The 16,317-nt window shown below is 48.3% G+C and carries 15 protein-coding genes; 12 read left to right on the plus strand and 3 right to left on the minus strand.

Annotated elements, in window-relative coordinates; translation table 11 throughout:
• Window positions 1–48: 48 nt before the first annotated feature.
• A complete protein-coding gene (locus AB3351_RS04690) occupies window positions 49–1,284 on the minus strand; it encodes an NAD(P)/FAD-dependent oxidoreductase (protein ID WP_371145966.1) in 1,236 nt (411 codons plus the stop codon).
• A 430-nt stretch (window positions 1,285–1,714) separates the two neighbouring features.
• Between AB3351_RS04690 and AB3351_RS04695 the strand changes: the two genes are divergently transcribed.
• On the plus strand, window positions 1,715–3,697 hold the full coding sequence (locus AB3351_RS04695) for a methyl-accepting chemotaxis protein (protein WP_371145967.1): 1,983 nt from the start codon (window positions 1,715–1,717) through the stop codon (window positions 3,695–3,697).
• 63 nt (window positions 3,698–3,760) lie between these two features.
• Here the strand turns inward: AB3351_RS04695 and AB3351_RS04700 are convergent, their stop codons facing one another.
• Together AB3351_RS04700 and AB3351_RS04705 are read right to left on the minus strand one after the other, a co-directional pair.
• On the minus strand, window positions 3,761–4,126 hold the full coding sequence (locus AB3351_RS04700) for a DUF1516 family protein (RefSeq protein ID WP_371145968.1): 366 nt from the start codon (window positions 4,124–4,126) through the stop codon (window positions 3,761–3,763).
• A 112-nt stretch (window positions 4,127–4,238) separates the two neighbouring features.
• Entirely contained in the window at window positions 4,239–5,078 is an 840-nt protein-coding gene (locus tag AB3351_RS04705) for a CsxC family protein (RefSeq protein ID WP_371145969.1), read from the minus strand.
• Window positions 5,079–5,267: 189 nt separating this feature from the next.
• On the opposite strand from AB3351_RS04705, the gene AB3351_RS04710 reads away from it, so the two are divergent.
• The 11 genes from AB3351_RS04710 (at window position 5,268) to AB3351_RS04760 (ending at window position 16,315) form a co-directional block, all read left to right on the plus strand.
• Window positions 5,268–5,987, plus strand: coding sequence for an alpha/beta fold hydrolase (locus AB3351_RS04710; RefSeq protein ID WP_371145970.1), 720 nt, complete (start codon window positions 5,268–5,270; stop codon window positions 5,985–5,987).
• Window positions 5,988–6,131: 144 nt separating this feature from the next.
• A complete protein-coding gene (locus AB3351_RS04715; protein WP_371145971.1) occupies window positions 6,132–6,578 on the plus strand; it encodes a CoxG family protein in 447 nt (148 codons plus the stop codon).
• A gap of 54 nt (window positions 6,579–6,632) precedes the next feature.
• Window positions 6,633–7,148 carry a (2Fe-2S)-binding protein gene (locus AB3351_RS04720; RefSeq protein WP_371146265.1) on the plus strand — a complete coding sequence of 172 codons (516 nt, stop codon included), beginning with the start codon at window positions 6,633–6,635 and terminating at the stop codon, window positions 7,146–7,148.
• Window positions 7,149–7,150: 2 nt separating this feature from the next.
• Window positions 7,151–9,499: a xanthine dehydrogenase family protein molybdopterin-binding subunit gene (locus AB3351_RS04725; RefSeq protein ID WP_371145972.1), complete on the plus strand. Its 2,349-nt coding sequence runs from the start codon at window positions 7,151–7,153 to the stop codon at window positions 9,497–9,499.
• Window positions 9,496–10,353: an FAD binding domain-containing protein gene (locus AB3351_RS04730; protein ID WP_371145973.1), complete on the plus strand. Its 858-nt coding sequence runs from the start codon at window positions 9,496–9,498 to the stop codon at window positions 10,351–10,353. Before AB3351_RS04725 ends, AB3351_RS04730 begins: the two co-directional genes overlap by 4 nt.
• A 74-nt stretch (window positions 10,354–10,427) precedes the next feature.
• Window positions 10,428–11,297: an AAA family ATPase gene (locus AB3351_RS04735; RefSeq protein WP_371145974.1), complete on the plus strand. Its 870-nt coding sequence runs from the start codon at window positions 10,428–10,430 to the stop codon at window positions 11,295–11,297.
• On the plus strand, window positions 11,290–12,480 hold the full coding sequence (locus AB3351_RS04740) for a vWA domain-containing protein (protein ID WP_371145975.1): 1,191 nt from the start codon (window positions 11,290–11,292) through the stop codon (window positions 12,478–12,480). The genes AB3351_RS04735 and AB3351_RS04740 overlap by 8 nt, the downstream gene beginning before the upstream one ends.
• Before the next feature lie 4 nt (window positions 12,481–12,484).
• A complete protein-coding gene (locus tag AB3351_RS04745) occupies window positions 12,485–13,630 on the plus strand; it encodes an XdhC family protein (RefSeq protein WP_371145976.1) in 1,146 nt (381 codons plus the stop codon).
• Window positions 13,631–13,638: 8 nt separating this feature from the next.
• Window positions 13,639–14,259 carry a nucleotidyltransferase family protein gene (locus AB3351_RS04750; RefSeq protein WP_371145977.1) on the plus strand — a complete coding sequence of 207 codons (621 nt, stop codon included), beginning with the start codon at window positions 13,639–13,641 and terminating at the stop codon, window positions 14,257–14,259.
• 203 nt (window positions 14,260–14,462) lie between these two features.
• Window positions 14,463–15,332, plus strand: a complete 870-nt coding sequence (locus AB3351_RS04755; RefSeq protein WP_371145978.1) for a 5-oxoprolinase subunit B family protein — start codon at window positions 14,463–14,465, stop codon at window positions 15,330–15,332.
• A complete protein-coding gene (locus AB3351_RS04760) occupies window positions 15,329–16,315 on the plus strand; it encodes a 5-oxoprolinase subunit C family protein (protein WP_371145979.1) in 987 nt (328 codons plus the stop codon). Before AB3351_RS04755 ends, AB3351_RS04760 begins: the two co-directional genes overlap by 4 nt.
• The last annotated feature ends 2 nt before the right edge of the window (window positions 16,316–16,317 follow it).

Genomic DNA, 16,317 nt, shown 5'->3' on the forward strand with positions numbered 1-16,317 from the left:
CCTTTTCTTCTATCCTTTATTTATTTTGGGCGGAGAATCTATGTGTTTTTAAGATTTCTTCATCGTGTGCAAAAAAGGACGAGTCTGCAGATAGAGATCAAGATCGGGCTGAGAACCTGTAACGATTGCTTCCGTGATGATTTTGGCAAGCATCATGCTGTATACGGTACCGTTATCACCGTAGGCGTAGAGGAAGTAGCTGTTTGGGAAGGAATCATACATACCGATCATAGGCAGTCCATCGTGTGTTCCGCCATAAAAGGCTCCCAGGTAGAATTCCGGTTGGACGCGTATAGCAGGAAATAATTCATTGAACTCTTCGATCAGCTTGTCTTTTTTATGCATGATTTTTGAATCGCGGTCATCTGCATGCGTCGTATCCTCATCAAGACCGCCAATAATAATCCGGTTATCCTTCGTCGTACGCATATAGATATAAGGACGTGCGGTTTCCCAGATGAGTGTGCGTTTGTGCCAGGAGGCAAAATCCTCATCCGTTAGTTGATTGGTGATGACCGCATAGGAGCTGCTGATTACCGCGTTTTTTTCCTTTTTCGTCTCTAACGCCTCATAGCCCCCCGCAAAAATAACATAACGAGCATGGATGGCCCGCTGGTTATTTGTATAAAATGTTGATTGGTCATCTCGATACACCTCTCCGGTAACTTCTGTCTCTTCGTAGATACGTACTCCTCGACTGCGCGCTTTCTCTAGTAAGCCAAGCGTAAATGCGTAGGGATTAAGCTCCCCGTCATTTTTGATGTAAAGCGCCGCTCGCTTCGTAAACGGATACAGTCTGCCAATCTCCTCCTCGGTTATGTACTCTACATCGAATCCGTGCTTCTTTAGCAGCTCATACTCGCGCACAAGCTTGGTGACATCTTCTGGGTAGCTGGCATAATACAGGCTGTCTCTACGTGTGAATTCAGGATCAATAGGCAGAGAGACAGCAGCTTTCTCAATCTCATTGATTGCTTGTCGACACAGTGTAAGATGACGAAGGGTATAGCGTTCTCCAAACGTGTTTGCAAGCTCAAAGCACATTTTATCACCTGCGTATTGAATGAGCGCCGTGTTCGTGCTGGTGCTTCCGTATCCTATTTTTCTTTTATCTACGACGACTACATCAAGGTCGTGCTCACTAAGATAATATGCGCATTGAGCACCGGAGCTGCCACCGCCAATAATTAATACGTCACATTCGACATCCGCTTCAAGCGCTGGGTATACCGGAGTATCAGAAAGGGTTGTAGGCCAGTACAGCCTACCGCTTTGCAAATCCATTGTATCACCAACCTTTTTAAAATGTATTGTTGTTAAAGCATACTGATTAGTGTGGAACAAAAACTGAAATCCATGCGCCAAAACGCGTACAAACAAAAAGAACCCGGAAGAGACTGTACCGTCGCTCCGGGTGTGGGCTGGTTATTTCTTTTTCCCTTTTGGAGATTTTGAGCCGCGCCGTTTGCCGCAAGATGAACAAGCCATCTTCATCCCTCCTTTTGTCGTATCCATACAGTAAATGTAAAGAGCAGAAAAAAGGTTTGGACAAATTAGCCCTAGCTAATGCCCAAATCATATGCGGTAGCTTCAATATAAGAAGGTTTAATGACAATAGAATGCTTAGCCCCTTTGTTATTGAAAATTATAGTATTATGGTTATAGGTATTAAATCATCTAAAGATAGATTGTTTGCATACTAGGAGGGAAGGAAATGAAGACTTTAGGGGGGAAACTCAACGTAGTCCTTGGTATTATGATCACCTTTTTTTTATTAGCGGTGACAATACTTAACTATAATGGGGCAAAACAGGAGATTTTACGGGGATATGAACAGCAGGCAAACGGCAAGCTGCAAGTTATTACCGCTCGAATTGATGCATGGCTTACTTCGCATCAGCAGATTGTTGGTATGATTGCAGAGCAAGAGAACGTGCACAGCGCAAGCAGCGAGGCCGCGCGAAACGCTTATATAGAGGGCATTTCCAAGCGCTATTCCTTTTTTGAAACCATTGCTTTTTGCGACAGGAATGGAGATATTGTTTTACCGGATGGAAAGGGGAAGCGTGTTAATATTAAAGAGCGCGATCACTTTATCCGTACCATGAAAGGCGAGTCCGTGATTACAGATCCAATGACGTCCAAAGCAACGGGGAATGTGACGATCATGTTGACTGCTCCGGTAAAGAAGGACGGGCAGATTATCGGCTTTATTGTAGCATCGATTCCGATTGACGCATTGGTGAAGGTAATCATGGAAGAAAAACTTGGAGAGACAGGCTACCCGTTTGTTTTCATCAAGAATGGATTAGAAATTGCGCATAAGAATAAAGATTATATAATGAAACGAAACGTATACGAGACAGATATCCCGGAACTTACCGAGCTTGCAGACCGGGCGCTGAGGGGCGAGACCGGAAAGATTCGCTATGAGAAAGATGGAGAAGAGAAGTATGGGTATTTCTCAAAAGCAAAGAAGGTAGAATGGGGCATAGCCATCGTATTGCCTGTTGAGGAAGCGGAAGTAGGAGCCAAGCGTTTGTTCTATCGCAGTCTTCTGGTGAGCGGGGTGGCGCTTATTGCTTGTATGGTTGTTGTGTTCCTGATCCTGCGCAGATTGGTAGCACCGATTCGCGGACTAAGTGAAAGTGTGCAATACATTGCAGAAGGGGACTTAACGCATACGATTTCATCAAGCAGATCAAGGGATGAAGTGGGCCAGCTTGCCGCTGGATTCACGCAGATGACCGAGGGCATGTCACATGTACTTAACGAAGTGAAGCGTTCTACATCTACGCTCAATGACTCTGCGCGCTCATTAAACCGAATGAATGAAGATATGAAGGTATCGGCAGAACAGGTTGCGTGTGCGACAGAAGAGTTTACGAAGGGAGCGGCTGAAGTCTCAGCATCCATTCAGCATACCGCAGAGGATGTAGAAGAGATGAATGCAAGCATTCAAGCGATGGGAACGGTATTTATGGCTGTTCAATCTGATTCGCAGCAAGCACAATACACATCGACAGATGGCATGCATCAGGCAACGGATACATTAGCGCGAATGGAGCGGATTGCCGGTACGATTGAGAACAGTGCCATATCGATTCATCAACTCAGTGAGAAAACAAAAGACATCGAGGGCATTGTTACGGTCATTACTAATATTGCCAGCCAAACGAATCTTCTTGCGTTAAATGCGGCGATTGAAGCGGCTCGTGCCGGTGAGCAGGGACGAGGCTTTGCGGTGGTAGCAAATGAGGTGCGCAAGCTGGCTGAGCAGACGGCCGCAGCAGTTCAAGGCATCAGTGACATCGTTGCAGAAAATCAGCGTCAGATGCAGCAGGTGGTTATCGCGGCAGAAGAGGGAAGAGCGGAAGCTGCTGAAGGGGCGGAGTCGGTAAAACAGATGACGCGCTCTTTCCACCTGATTACCGATAAGATTGGTGAGATGGATGGCAATGTCCAGCGATTCAGCGAACTGTTAGCTGAACTCGCACAGAAAAGTACAGAGATCTCACACAACATAGAGAACGTATCCGCTGTGACACAGGAGTTCTCCGCAGGAGCCCAGGAGATTACGGCTTCTTCTGAGGAGCAATTATCTACGATGAGAAATCTTGCAGAAAGCGCCAAGCAGCTAGAAGACATGTCTGAGCAGTTGGCCGGTACAGTAAAAAGATTTAAAACAAACGCATAGGATATAAGAAAAAGCCGGTCAAAGGGACCGGCTTTTTCATCGTTCATATAAAAAGCGACTGGTTTAGAACGTAATCACACGAAAAGCGATGAGAAGCACTAAGGCAAGCAGAACGATAAGTCCGATCCAAAGAGCGCCTGCGCTTTCCTTTCTGGCAGTTTTGCTAAGAATCATTTCCATTACACCAATCATTAAGAACGCTGAAATACCCTTAATGATATAAGCAAGCGGGAATTGATAAGCAGAGAGCATTAACGCTCCGGTGATGATCATGACAAGAGCAATCAGTCGGAAGATCATCCGGACAATTTTTTGCGCCTTCATCTTTCCTGCTTTGCTGAGCAAGTAGCTTAGGATAAAGAGGAGCAAAATCCAAAACCAAGAATCGGCATGAATTCGCTGTAATATCATAACTACATCTGATGACACGATAGAATTCCTCCTGGGATTGAATAATATATCCCAAGTATACCCCTTTTACACTACAAGGATATGAAATAACCTTAGAATTTTTTTGACGAAATTGTGACGATAAACGGTTTTAGTGTGTTTTTTTAGGCCGCGGCACAGGGTGGAAGATAGGACGGGCAGCGTACGTGGAGGACCTGATATCTGGAATGCAGAATGGACCTTTCTTTTTAGCGGGTTTGCCGGGTACGTCAACCTGCTGGCGCTGTAGAATTTTTACGTATAGGTCCACGACCATGATTTCTTTTATCGTATCAAAAGCATAATGTTCTCCGCAAAAGCGCCCTTTCTTCTCTTCTACGGTATCAAGTTCGATAACCTGTGCATAAATCAGCTCACAAAAAGGTTTCTCAGCGAAGTGCTGTCGATTGAGAAAAGCACTTTCTTTACTGTGCGTATGCATTCCATGTTTTGAAGAAAAGTGGATGTCTCCCTGCGGCTGCGGATCGTAGAATGTAAGTCCTTGTATGGGGACGCTTGTTTTGATTTCAGTGGCGCACTCAAACGGTATGTCTGTCGTTAAATGATCAAGCCCGCCGGAGATACCATCGTCATCCACACATTTTATGTCAGCGAATTCGATCGTTTTACGCACGAATCCACGAATGAACGCTTTAATTGTATGCGCATCATTAAACGGAAGGATTTTGCACTGCTTGATATGGACATCCTTTTCAATTTTTCTAATAGAGATAGCTGCTCTGGGCAGACGGACTATGGCTTCAATATTTACCTGCACCCGCGCTTCTGTGAGCACAACAGGTGTTTTTACGACCAGCGGGCCGGGTACACCCGTTGCGGGCCATTCGCTGCTTGGACATTCGGATATCGTTTCAACGCTGATGATCTTATGCCGGCATGGATCCTCCATCTCTTGAGATGAATTATCGTAATTGTTGTCTTGGTAGGACACTGCATATCCTCCTTTTCTGTTTCCTTTACCTTACAGTAGTAAATGCAGAGATAATAAAAAAGGGTATAGGCAAACGCCCATTTTTTTACCGTTTAACCCAAATAAAATGGTAAAATATTCATATTATGTCGTGTTAGATGGAGGAGAATAGTGATGAGAGAGAGTTGAGCGAAGAATCAAGAAGTACGCTTGCATTACATTGATGCACAGGCAGAGATGGGGGCTGTACCGGCTTTAGTGATCTGTCCGGGGCTATCAGAGCCGGCTGAGAATTATAGGCCGATCTTATCCGCACTTACGGAGCGGCGAACCATCGCCCTATCCTTTCGCGGTCGAGGAAAAAGCGACGCGCCTAAAACGGGATATTCGCTAGAGCAGCATATAGAAGATATCAGAAGTGTAGTGAAGAGCGCACAGCTACCTGCGTTTTATTTACTGGGATATTCGCGTGGGGTCTCGTATGCGTTAGGATTTGCTCTGCGCTATCCTGACCGTATCAAAGGGCTTATTTTGGCTGAATATCCGGCAGAACATAAAAAGATGCCGCATGGCTGGGCAGATGAATACATGGCAAGCTATTGGGGAGAGCAAAAGGGATCGGAGCTGATGAAGGCGCATGTTGTCAACGGGATCGAGCAGGATGCGCGGCAAGTTGATTTCTGGGAAGTGCTGTCGCAGGTGAGCTGCCCAGTTCTGCTGCTGCGGGGAACAGGCATCGAGTCATTGCTATCTGCGGAGCAAGCTGCACGCTATATTCAGTGTTTATCACAGACAAAGGTGCAGCTTGAAGTATTTGAAGGAGCGGGTCATACAGTAAAGGAATTCGATCTAGATCGGTTTGTTCGTACAATCCGCGAATTTCTTTTCGGTATAGAGGCAGAATTATCAAGCGATAAATTTCAAAAATGAAAACATATATTTCAAATAAGAAAATAAAAGAACAGATCAAAAAAGAAAATAGCGAGAAATAAGGCAGTTTCTGTTGGTATTGTATTTGCAAAATAAAAAATTATATGAAAAGATAAAAACATTACAACAAGAGAGGAGTCGCTCATGAAAATCGAGTACAAATACACGTTTGACGCACCGAGAGAGATTGTCTGGAAAGTGATTCAAGATCAGGATGCGCTTCGCAGCTCGCTTCCAGGCTGCAAGTCATTCGAAAAGGGAGACGGCGATGTGTACCATGCTGAAATGGGGGTTAGCATCGGCCCGGTAAAGGGGGTATTTACCGGAGAGGTCCAGCAGGTGAATCAGGAGGAGCCCGAATCATACCGGCTATTGGTACGCGGCAAAGGGAAGCCAGGCGAGATTGATGCCGTGGCTGACATGAAGCTCGATGAAGCAGAAGAGAAGACAAATCTTACGTGCAGTGCAGAAGTTCAGGTAACGGGCGTGCTTGCTTCGGTTGGACAGCGCATCATGAACGGGGCAGCCAAGGTGGTGCTCAGCCAATTCTTTAAATCAATGGATAAGGAAATGAAGCAGCGTCAGGCATAACAACGAAAGGACAAGTATATTAAATCGGAGGTGGATCGTGTGTCTCAAGAGAAAATGAAAATATCAGTTACTGTGAATGGAACACCGCGTACAGCGGAAGTTGAGCCGCGTATGCTGCTTGTACATTTTTTACGCGATACGCTGGATTTAACGGGAACGCATGTTGGTTGTGATACGACCCAATGCGGAGCGTGTACGGTCATGTTGAACGGAGAGCCGGTCAAATCATGTACGGTGCTTGCCGTTCAGGCAGACGGCGAGCAGGTAATGACGGTGGAAGGACTTGGGGATATGGAGCAGCTTCATCCCATTCAGCAGGGCTTCTGGGAGAAGCACGGCCTGCAGTGCGGCTTCTGTACACCGGGTGTCATGATGGCTACTGCGGGACTTCTAAAGGAGAATCCGAATCCGACAGAAGAAGAAATTCGGGAGGGACTTGAAGGAGTTATCTGTCGCTGTACGGGCTATCAATATATCGTAAATGCGGTACAGCATGCCGCCGAGCTGATGAGCGGCGGCGAGGTGAAGAAGGACAAAGGCGAAACATTACATACGGGAGGTGGCAGATAAGCATGGCAAGCATGATTGGAACTCGTCTTAAGCGTAAGGAAGATCCGAGACTTCTTACGGGAAATGGGAATTTCATCGACGACATGAAGCTGCCCGGCATGCTCTATGCTTCCATTCTGCGCAGTGCACATGCCCATGCTCGTATTAAGCGAATCGATATCAGCCAGGCGATTGCACATCCTGGGGTTGTGGCGGTGTATACGGGTAAAGATTTGGCAGGGAAAATGAAGTCGATACCTACTTCCTGGTATATTCCAGAAAGCAATCTAAAAGCAAAAGACCGCAGCCCGCTTGCAGTCGATAAGGTGCTGTATGCTGGTGAAGGGGTTGCTATGGTTATTGCCGAAGATCGCTATACAGCCTATGATGCTCTAGAATTGATCGAGGTAGAATATGAAGAATTGAAGTCTGTTACGAATCAAGAGAAAGCGCTTACAGATGAAGCGCCGCTTGTACATGAAGATGTAGAGAACAATTTGGCATTTCACTGGAAGGCGGGAGCGGTACCGGACGAGATATTTGCGAATGCTGAAGTCATTGTACGGGAGCGGTATTATGAGCAGCGGGTTATACCGAATCCGATGGAGACGCGAGCGGCTTTAGCCCAATACAATCCGGGAAGCGGAGATATGACGCTTTGGTGTACCTCGCAGAATCCGCATATTCATCGCATGGTCTATTCGGATGTGCTGGGGATTCCTGAGTCCAAGCTGCGCGTGATTGCGCCTGATGTTGGGGGCGGGTTCGGTGCCAAGATTGGTGTATATGCTGATGAAGCGGTTGTCGCTTATGCGGCTCGCGCTTTAAAGCGGCCAATAAAATGGATCGAAGACCGCAAAGAGCATTTTATGGCAACCAACCATGCGCGTGATGAAATCATTGAAGTGGAGATGGCCGGTAAACGGGATGGCACCATTCAAGCCATTCGTATTCGTAATACGGCAAACATGGGTGCTTATTTATCAACGATGGGAGCGGGGGTGCCGACTATTTGCTTTGGTCTGATGGTAACCGGTGCATATGATATCCCGCATGCATCGGTTGATGTATTCGGTGTGTATACGAATACGACACCAACCGATGCGTACAGGGGAGCCGGCAAACCGGAATCTACCTATCAGATTGAGCGGACGGTTGACGCATTTGCTAGAGAAATTGGAATGGACCCGGTAGAGATTCGCCGCAAGAACCTTGTGCCGAAGGAAAAGTTCCCCTATGATACGGCGATGGCGATTACGTATGATAGCGGCAATTATTTATTAACGCTTGATAAAGCGCTGGAGATGGCCGACTATGAAGCACTGCGCAGCAAGCAGGATGAGCTGCGCAAGCAGAACCGCTATCTTGGCATTGGTATCTCTACGTATGTTGAGCTGTGCGGCCTTGGACCGTCTAAGGTTGCAGGAGCCATCGGCCTGCAGTTCGGTCAGTGGGAGAATGCGACCGTCCGTGTGCATCCGTCAGGTAAAGTGACCGTGTTCACCGGAGCTTCTCCGCATGGTCAAGGGGAAGAGACGACATTCGCCCAAATTGTGGCAGAGAAATTCGGTGTTCCGGTTGATGACATTGAAGTCATTCATGGAGATACGCAGAGCGTGGCAATGGGCTGGGGGACATATGGTTCTCGTTCAACACCCGTTGGAGGCGCGGCGGTGGAGATCGCGGCGGAGCGTGTTATGGAGAAAGCGAGAAAGATTGCTGCCCATGAGCTTGAAGTGGCAGTGGAGGATCTCGAATTCTCAGAGGGAGCGTTCCGGATTAAAGGGGTGCCTGGACATCAGCGAACATTCCAGGAAATTGCCCGGTCGGCCAATATGGCATGGAATCTCCCAGAGGGGCTGGAACCGGCACTTGAGGCGCAGTCGTTCTTTGATCCATCCAATTTTGTGTATCCGTTTGGAGCGCATACTTGTGTGGTTGAAGTGGATGCGGATACCGGAGTCATTGAGCTTGTGCGCTATATTGCAGTTGACGATGTGGGGCGTGTCATCAATCCGATGATTGCGGAAGGTCAGGTGCATGGAGGCCTTGCACAGGGAATCGGACAGGCGTTATGGGAAGGAGCGGTATACGGGGAGAATGGACAGCTTTTATCGGGTACGTTCATGGATTATACGATGCCAAAAGCACGGTTTTTCCCGACGTTAGAAACCGCCTTTACCGAAACACCGTCACCGGTAAATCCCTTGGGCGTTAAGGGGGTTGGTGAGACGGGAACGACAGCGTCACCTCCGGCTGTTGTCAATGCTGTATTGGATGCGCTTACGCCGTTCGGCATTACGCATCTGGATATGCCGCTCACACCGGAAAAAGTATGGAAAGCGATGCAGAACGGGAGGAGAGACGCATGATACCTAGTACATTTGATTACGTACGCGCTAAGACGATTGAAGATGCGATCAAGCTGCTTGCAGAAAGCGAAGGAGAAGGTAAGCTGATTGCGGGTGGACACAGTCTGCTTCCGCTGATGAAGTTTCGTCTGACTTCACCGGGAAAGCTAATTGATATTAGCCGCATTGCCGAGCTGCGCGGCGTCAAAGAAGAGAATGACCGCCTGGTTGTAGGTGCGCTTACGACGCACCGCGAGTTGATTCATGATCCGCTTGTAGCAGAACATATCCCGGTGCTTGCAGAGACTGCTCGCCAGATCGGTGATATTCAGGTACGCAATCGCGGTACGGTAGGAGGCAATATTGCTCATGCGGACCCGGCTGCCGATCTGCCGGGCGTTGCGCTCGCGTTAGAAGCAGAGGTAGAAGTACAGGATGAAGATGGCAGGGAATGGGTGAGTGTGGATGGATTTTTCTTCGGTCCGCTTCTAACAGCAATGCCTGAGACGGGTGTGCTGACGGCGGTTTCCTTTGTGATCCCGCCTTCGCACACGAAGAGTACGTATGTTAAATATGCACATCCGGCCTCTGGCTATGCCGTTGCAGGCGTATGTGCCATTGCGGGTAAGAATGCCAGCGGGAAAGTGGATTATATCCGTATCGGTATAAACGGAGTGAGTGATGTGGCTTATCGGACCGCTTCGGTAGAGGAAGCGCTGCAGGGTCAGGAGGCGACTGAAGAAAATATTCGCAAAGCAGCTGCTTTGGCAGCGAATGATGGAGAGATGGGGGGCGATTTGTTCGCCTCTGAAGAATACCGACGCCACCTGTGCACCGTATATACGGAGCGGGCGCTGAAGCAAGTGCTGTTGTAAAGAAACGGGCCCTCTATGTTGAGGGTCCGTCCATTTACGCTTGCAGAAAGGGGAGAAGAACGATCGAGACGCGCATGGCTTCAATCGAACAAGCTTTTCGAGATGCAGGATACATCACTGATCGAGCGACCGCCACGGCGCTTCATTTGGTCATGGCACTGAAGAAGCCGCTGCTTGTCGAAGGACCGGCTGGTGTGGGAAAGACCGAGATTGCCAAAGTGTTGGCCCGTGTATTGAATACCAAGCTAATTCGACTGCAGTGCTATGAAGGGCTGGATGCACATGCGGCACTATATGAATGGAATTACCAGAAACAGTTGCTTCATCTAAAAGTAACGGAAAATACAAGCATGAGCCCGGCAGAGCGGGAGGCTGAAATTTTTGGCTCCGATTTTTTGTTGCGCCGGCCGTTGCTTGATGCGATTTCACAGCCGGATGCGCCGCCGGTACTTCTCATTGATGAAGTGGATCGGGCAGATGAAGAGTTTGAGGCGTTTTTATTGGAACTTCTGGCGGAGTTTCAGATCACAGTGCCAGAGTTAGGTACGCTTCGCGCGAAGCATCGTCCCTATGTTATTTTGACATCGAATCGGACAAGAGAGCTGAGTGAAGCGCTGCGTCGTCGCTGTCTATATCATTGGCTTTCCTATCCTGATCGCGATAAGGAGCAGGCGATTCTGCAAGCGCACCTGCCTGATATTGACGAAAAGCTAGCCGAACAAATCGTATCGATGATGGAGAAGATTCGGCAGATGCCGCTCGATAAAGTACCTGGCATCGCAGAAACGCTTGATTGGGCGCAGGCATTGATGATTCTGCATCGGGGGGCGTTGGATACGCAAGCTGTGCAAGAGACGCTTGGCTGCTTGGCTAAAGATCCGGAAGATTGGATGCGTATTGAAGAGGCTTTTGCTAGAGAGGACAGGACGAGAAACGATGCATGATACATTATCGGGGCATGTAGCGAAGTTTTGCAGTGAACTGCGCCGAAATAGTATAGCGATCGGTCCCGCTGAAATACGGGATGCGCTGTTGGCCCTTGATACGATATCTCTTGTGCAGGAAGAAGATTTTCGGCAGGCGCTTCGTCTTACGCTTTGTTCAAGCCCAGAAGAGCAGGAGAAATTTGATCGGCTGTTTCGCCTGTACTTTCATGCGCCGCGCAAAAGCGATAAGGGCATTCGAATATTTGAGGAAGCGGCTGTTCGCTCAAAAAAAAGGAAAGAAAAAGATGCTAGACAAAGTGGGCGAACAGAAGATAGGGAACATACCGAATCCGATTCTAGGCAGCAGACACCTGGACATGTATATGAAGCAGAAGGTAATCGCACAAAAGAGGAAGGGAAGGCTTTTTCTTTAGCGGCTCGAGTGTCCATTCGAAAAAGTAATCGTACCGTATCGCTACGTATTCCAGAAGAGAAGGAAGAGCAGCTGATCTCAAGCGTGCGGGCTTTCATACGTACGCTGCGCCGTCGTCAAAGCCGTCGTTTTGTGCCGGTAAAGCGCGGGCCTATCGTTGATTTGCGCAGAACGCTTCGTCAAAGCGTAGCATATGAAGGAGAGGCACTGCTCGTAGCACATAAAGCAAGGGCGCGTAAAGAAGCGAAATTCGTCGTGCTCTGTGACGGCAGTCGTTCGATGGCGGGTGTGGCGGAGCGGGTGTTGCAGTTTGCCTGGGCATTGACCCATGCTGCCAAACAGGTGGAAGTCTTTTTGTTCTCCACGCATCTGACGCGTATTACAACTCAGATGCGTCAGGCGCGGCTGTATGGGAAGCCTGAGCTGACGGTCTATGAGAATGAATGGGGAAGCGGCACCCGTATTGGTGAATCTCTGACTTCTTTTGTGACGTCATACGGTGCGCGGCTTCTTGGACGGGATACGGTCGTTATCATCGCAAGCGATGGATTAGATACGGGCGCTTCGCGAGAATTAGCTTGTATGATGCGCCGTATTCAAAGTCGGACGGCAGGGATTATCTGGTTAAATCCATTTCTCTCTATACCAGGGTATCGTCCGGAGACAAAAGGAATGAAAGCCGCTCTACCGTTTATCGACGGGTTTGTTGCGGTAGATAGCATATTCGCTTGTTCGCGCTGGACAGAGCACATACAGACACGGAGGTGAGAAGATGACGGAGTATATGCAGGTCATTACAGCGATAGAAGAAGCGCTGCAAGCAGGGAGAGCAGCTGCACTTGCAACCGTAATCAATGTAAAGGGCTCGGCATATCGACGCGAAGGCGCAAAGATGGCAATCGATGAAGAGGGACAGACGACGGGCATGATCTCTGGCGGATGCCTCGAACCTGACGTAGCGGCGTTGGCTGAAGATGTATTAAAGCAGGGAAGAGCGGTACACAAGCAATATGCGCTAGATGAAGATGCGGTATGGGGGCTTGGATTGGGCTGCCCGGGTACGGTTGATTTGTATGTGGAGTCAGTACAGGCTGAGGCTATGGAGACATCGAGTCCATTAGGCGCTTTTTTATATTCTGTAAAGAAAGGAAAGGCCGGTGTATTAGGAACGCTTATGAATCCTAAGGCGCAGGGGGAGACGCAGAGGCTGTTCATTCCGGAAGAAGGAATGGCGGTGGGGAGCTTTGGAAGTTATGCCCTTGATGAATGGTTTGGAAAGGTAGCACAGGATAAGCTTGGTGAGCAGTCTCCCAAATCTGAAATGAAGGAGGTTTCATTTACGGGAGGCGAGACATTCAATGTATTCATTGATGTGCATGTCCCGCCGATTGAATTGATGATCTTTGGTGCGGGTCACGATGCGATTCCGCTTGCGCAAATGGGTGCAGCGCTCGGTTGGACGGTAACCGTAGTAGACCCGCGGCCGGCTTATAATGATGCAGAGCGATTTCCGGCGGCGAATCGTATTCTTATTCATCCCCAAGCGTTTGAGAATCGGATTCATATTGGACACCGGACGTATGTAGTGGTGATGAATCACCATATCGAACGGGACCAGGACACCCTTGCATTCGTATTGGAATCGAAGGCGCCATATGTGGGCGTTCTAGGACCGCGCTCGCGCCGCATCCGTATGCTTGAAGCGATTGAGGCGGGTGGCACTGTGTTCTCCTCTGCTGCCATGGAGCGTATGTACAGCCCGATTGGTCTTGATATCGGTGCGGTTTCATCAGAAGAAATTGCGGTGAGTATCGTCAGTGAAATTCTTTCTGTGCGCAATGGACATGGAGCAGGATTTCTTCAGGGAAAAGAAGCCATCCATCAGCCGTCTGCCCATGCATGCAGGTCTGAGCGATAGTGAGGGCGATGAATGAGCCAAGGATTGCAGCCATTATTCTTGCAGCGGGCGCATCTACACGGATGGGATGTGCGAAGCAGTTGCTTAAGTTAAACCGATCCTACATGCTTGAGCAGGTCATTGAGCGGGTGCTGACAATTGGTTTTACGGAGGTCGTGGCTGTAATCGGACGCGAAGCAGAACGAATCCAGCAGCTTATTTTAATAGAAGATAAGCGCTTTCGCTGGTGTGTGAATCCTGACTTTTGTAAAGGGCAGAGCACATCATTGAAGGCTGGAATAAAAGAGGTAGCCGAAGAAGTAGAAGGGATTATGATCTTTCTTGGAGACCAACCTTTCATTTCTGAAAAAACCATTAGGTATATGTATGAAGAGGGAGTTGCGCTGCTTAGCCATAAAAAGCACGCTTTTGCCATTCAGCCAACCTTTCAGGAGAAGCCCGGACATCCTGTGTTTTTTGCTCGTCCATCCCGTCTTGCTTTCCTTGAGCTGCAAGGAGATCAAGGAGCAAAGCCCATCCTAAAAAATCTGGAGGAACATATCCTTCTTCCTGTAAAAGATAAAGCGATTCTTATTGATTTGGATACCCCAGAAGATGTTCTGCAAAATAATTTCATAAATGAAAATTAAATTTCATTTATGAAAAAATATATAGAGAACATCAAATGTATGTTTTTCTTGGATTCAAAAATGAAATGTGGCAAACCCTTTCAATTATGCGTATTTACAATCAATTCTCTTAATTTTGCTTATTTGGCATTCTCCTTGCTAGGATATATAAAACAAGCGCGCAATCATGTGCTGGATTCTATGATAAAGAGGTGAAGCAAAGCATGACACGTTATGAATACGGCGGAGATGAGTTTGTCTTCGTAGAAATGGCGGAAGAGATGAGCCTTGAAGCGAATTTCCGTGCAATGGCCATCACCAGCAAGCTTCGTGAACGGCAGCTTGCTGGCATTCTTGATATTTGTCCATCCAACGCTTCCTATATGATTCGGGTAGAGCCTGAACAACTGCACCCGGATACATTGATTGCAGAATTGAAAGATTTAGAGAAATCCATCTCGCTTGATGACTTTGCGATTTCTGCCCGTGTAGTAGATGTGCCGATTCTATTTGAAGATCCGTGGACGCATGAAGCGCTGATGCGCTTTCGGGACCGTCACCAGGACCCGAATTCAACTGATTTGGAATATGCGGCTCGCATCAATGGCTTTGCTTCTAAAGAAGAGTTGATCGAGGCGGTTACCGGAGCTCCGTATCTTGTATCGATGGTTGGGTTTGTCCCGGGTCTTCCGTGGTGCTATCAAATGGTGCCGCGCGAGCAGCAGATTGAAGTGCCGAAATATGTACGTCCGCGTACATACACGCCGGAGCGAGCTTTTGGTTTTGGTGGAGCATTTGCCGTGATCTATCCTGTACAGGGAGCGGGTGGCTATCAACTGTTCGGTACAGCAGCAGCCCCTATTTTTGATCGCGACCAGCGGCTGCCGGATTTTAAGGATACGATGACATTTCCCAAGCAGGGAGATATCTTCCGCTATCGGAGTGTGAAGATGGATGAATATGAGGCCATTCGTAAGCAGGTAGAAGACGGTACGTTCCGTTATGTAACGAAAGAGATCACATTCACGCCGGATGAAGTAATTGGGAATCCGAAGCAATTCTCTGAAAATGTGTTGGGGAGGTTATATGGATGATTAACGTACTCAACCCCGGACTTCAGACAACGGTCCAAGACCGTGGTCGAATCGGCTATTATGAAATCGGCATGCCGCCTTCTGGAGCGATGGATAAGTATTCGTATGAAGTAGCCAATCTGCTTGTTGGGAACGAAGAAAACGCTGCCGTATTAGAGATCACGTACATGGGTCCTACACTTGCCTTTGAACAGGATACCGTCATTGCGGCAACCGGCGGCCAGATTCCGCCAAAGATTAACGGACAGCCCATCCCGATGTGGGAGGCCGTATCTGTGAAGGCTGGTGACGAACTGTCATTTGACTTTGTAAAACAAGGCGCCCGGGTGTATTTAGCGGTTGCCGGAGGTATTGATGTGCCGCCTATTATGGAATCTCGTTCTACATATACGCTGTGCGGCATTGGCGGATACGAAGGGCGAGCCTTGGCACAGGGAGATACGCTGCGCATTGGAAATGATATTCGTGAGCAGGTTCCTGTGGGTACGCGCATACCGGATGCATTCATTCCACAGTTTGGTAAATCACATGAAATTCGTGTGGTTATCGGCCTTTGCAGCTATCGGCTTACAGAAGAAAGCAAACAAAGCTTCCTGTCGCAGGAGTGGACAGTAACGACGGAAGCGAATCGGGTCGGCTACCGATTCAAAGGAGAGCGTCTCGGCTTTGTGGAGCGTGAGCAGCCCTTTGGCGCAGGAAGTAATCCATCCAATGTAGTGGATCTCGGCTATCCGATTGGATCAATTCAAGTACCGGATGGGGTCGAACCGATCGCGCTGCTTAACGATGCGGTAACGGGCGGAGGATATGCTACCATCGCAACGGTAATCAGCGCCGATCTTGACCATATGGCACAGATCAAAACAAATGAAAAGGTGCGCTTCGTCGCTGTAACGCTAGATGAAGCTCTTCAGGCAAGAAAAGAAGTAAAGGATAAAATCGAGCAAATTAAACAAATCATTGCAGAGGCTAGGAGGTCATAAGC

The organism is Aneurinibacillus sp. REN35, assembly GCF_041379945.2.
In the GTDB taxonomy this organism is placed as follows: Bacteria; Bacillota; Bacilli; order Aneurinibacillales; family Aneurinibacillaceae; genus Aneurinibacillus.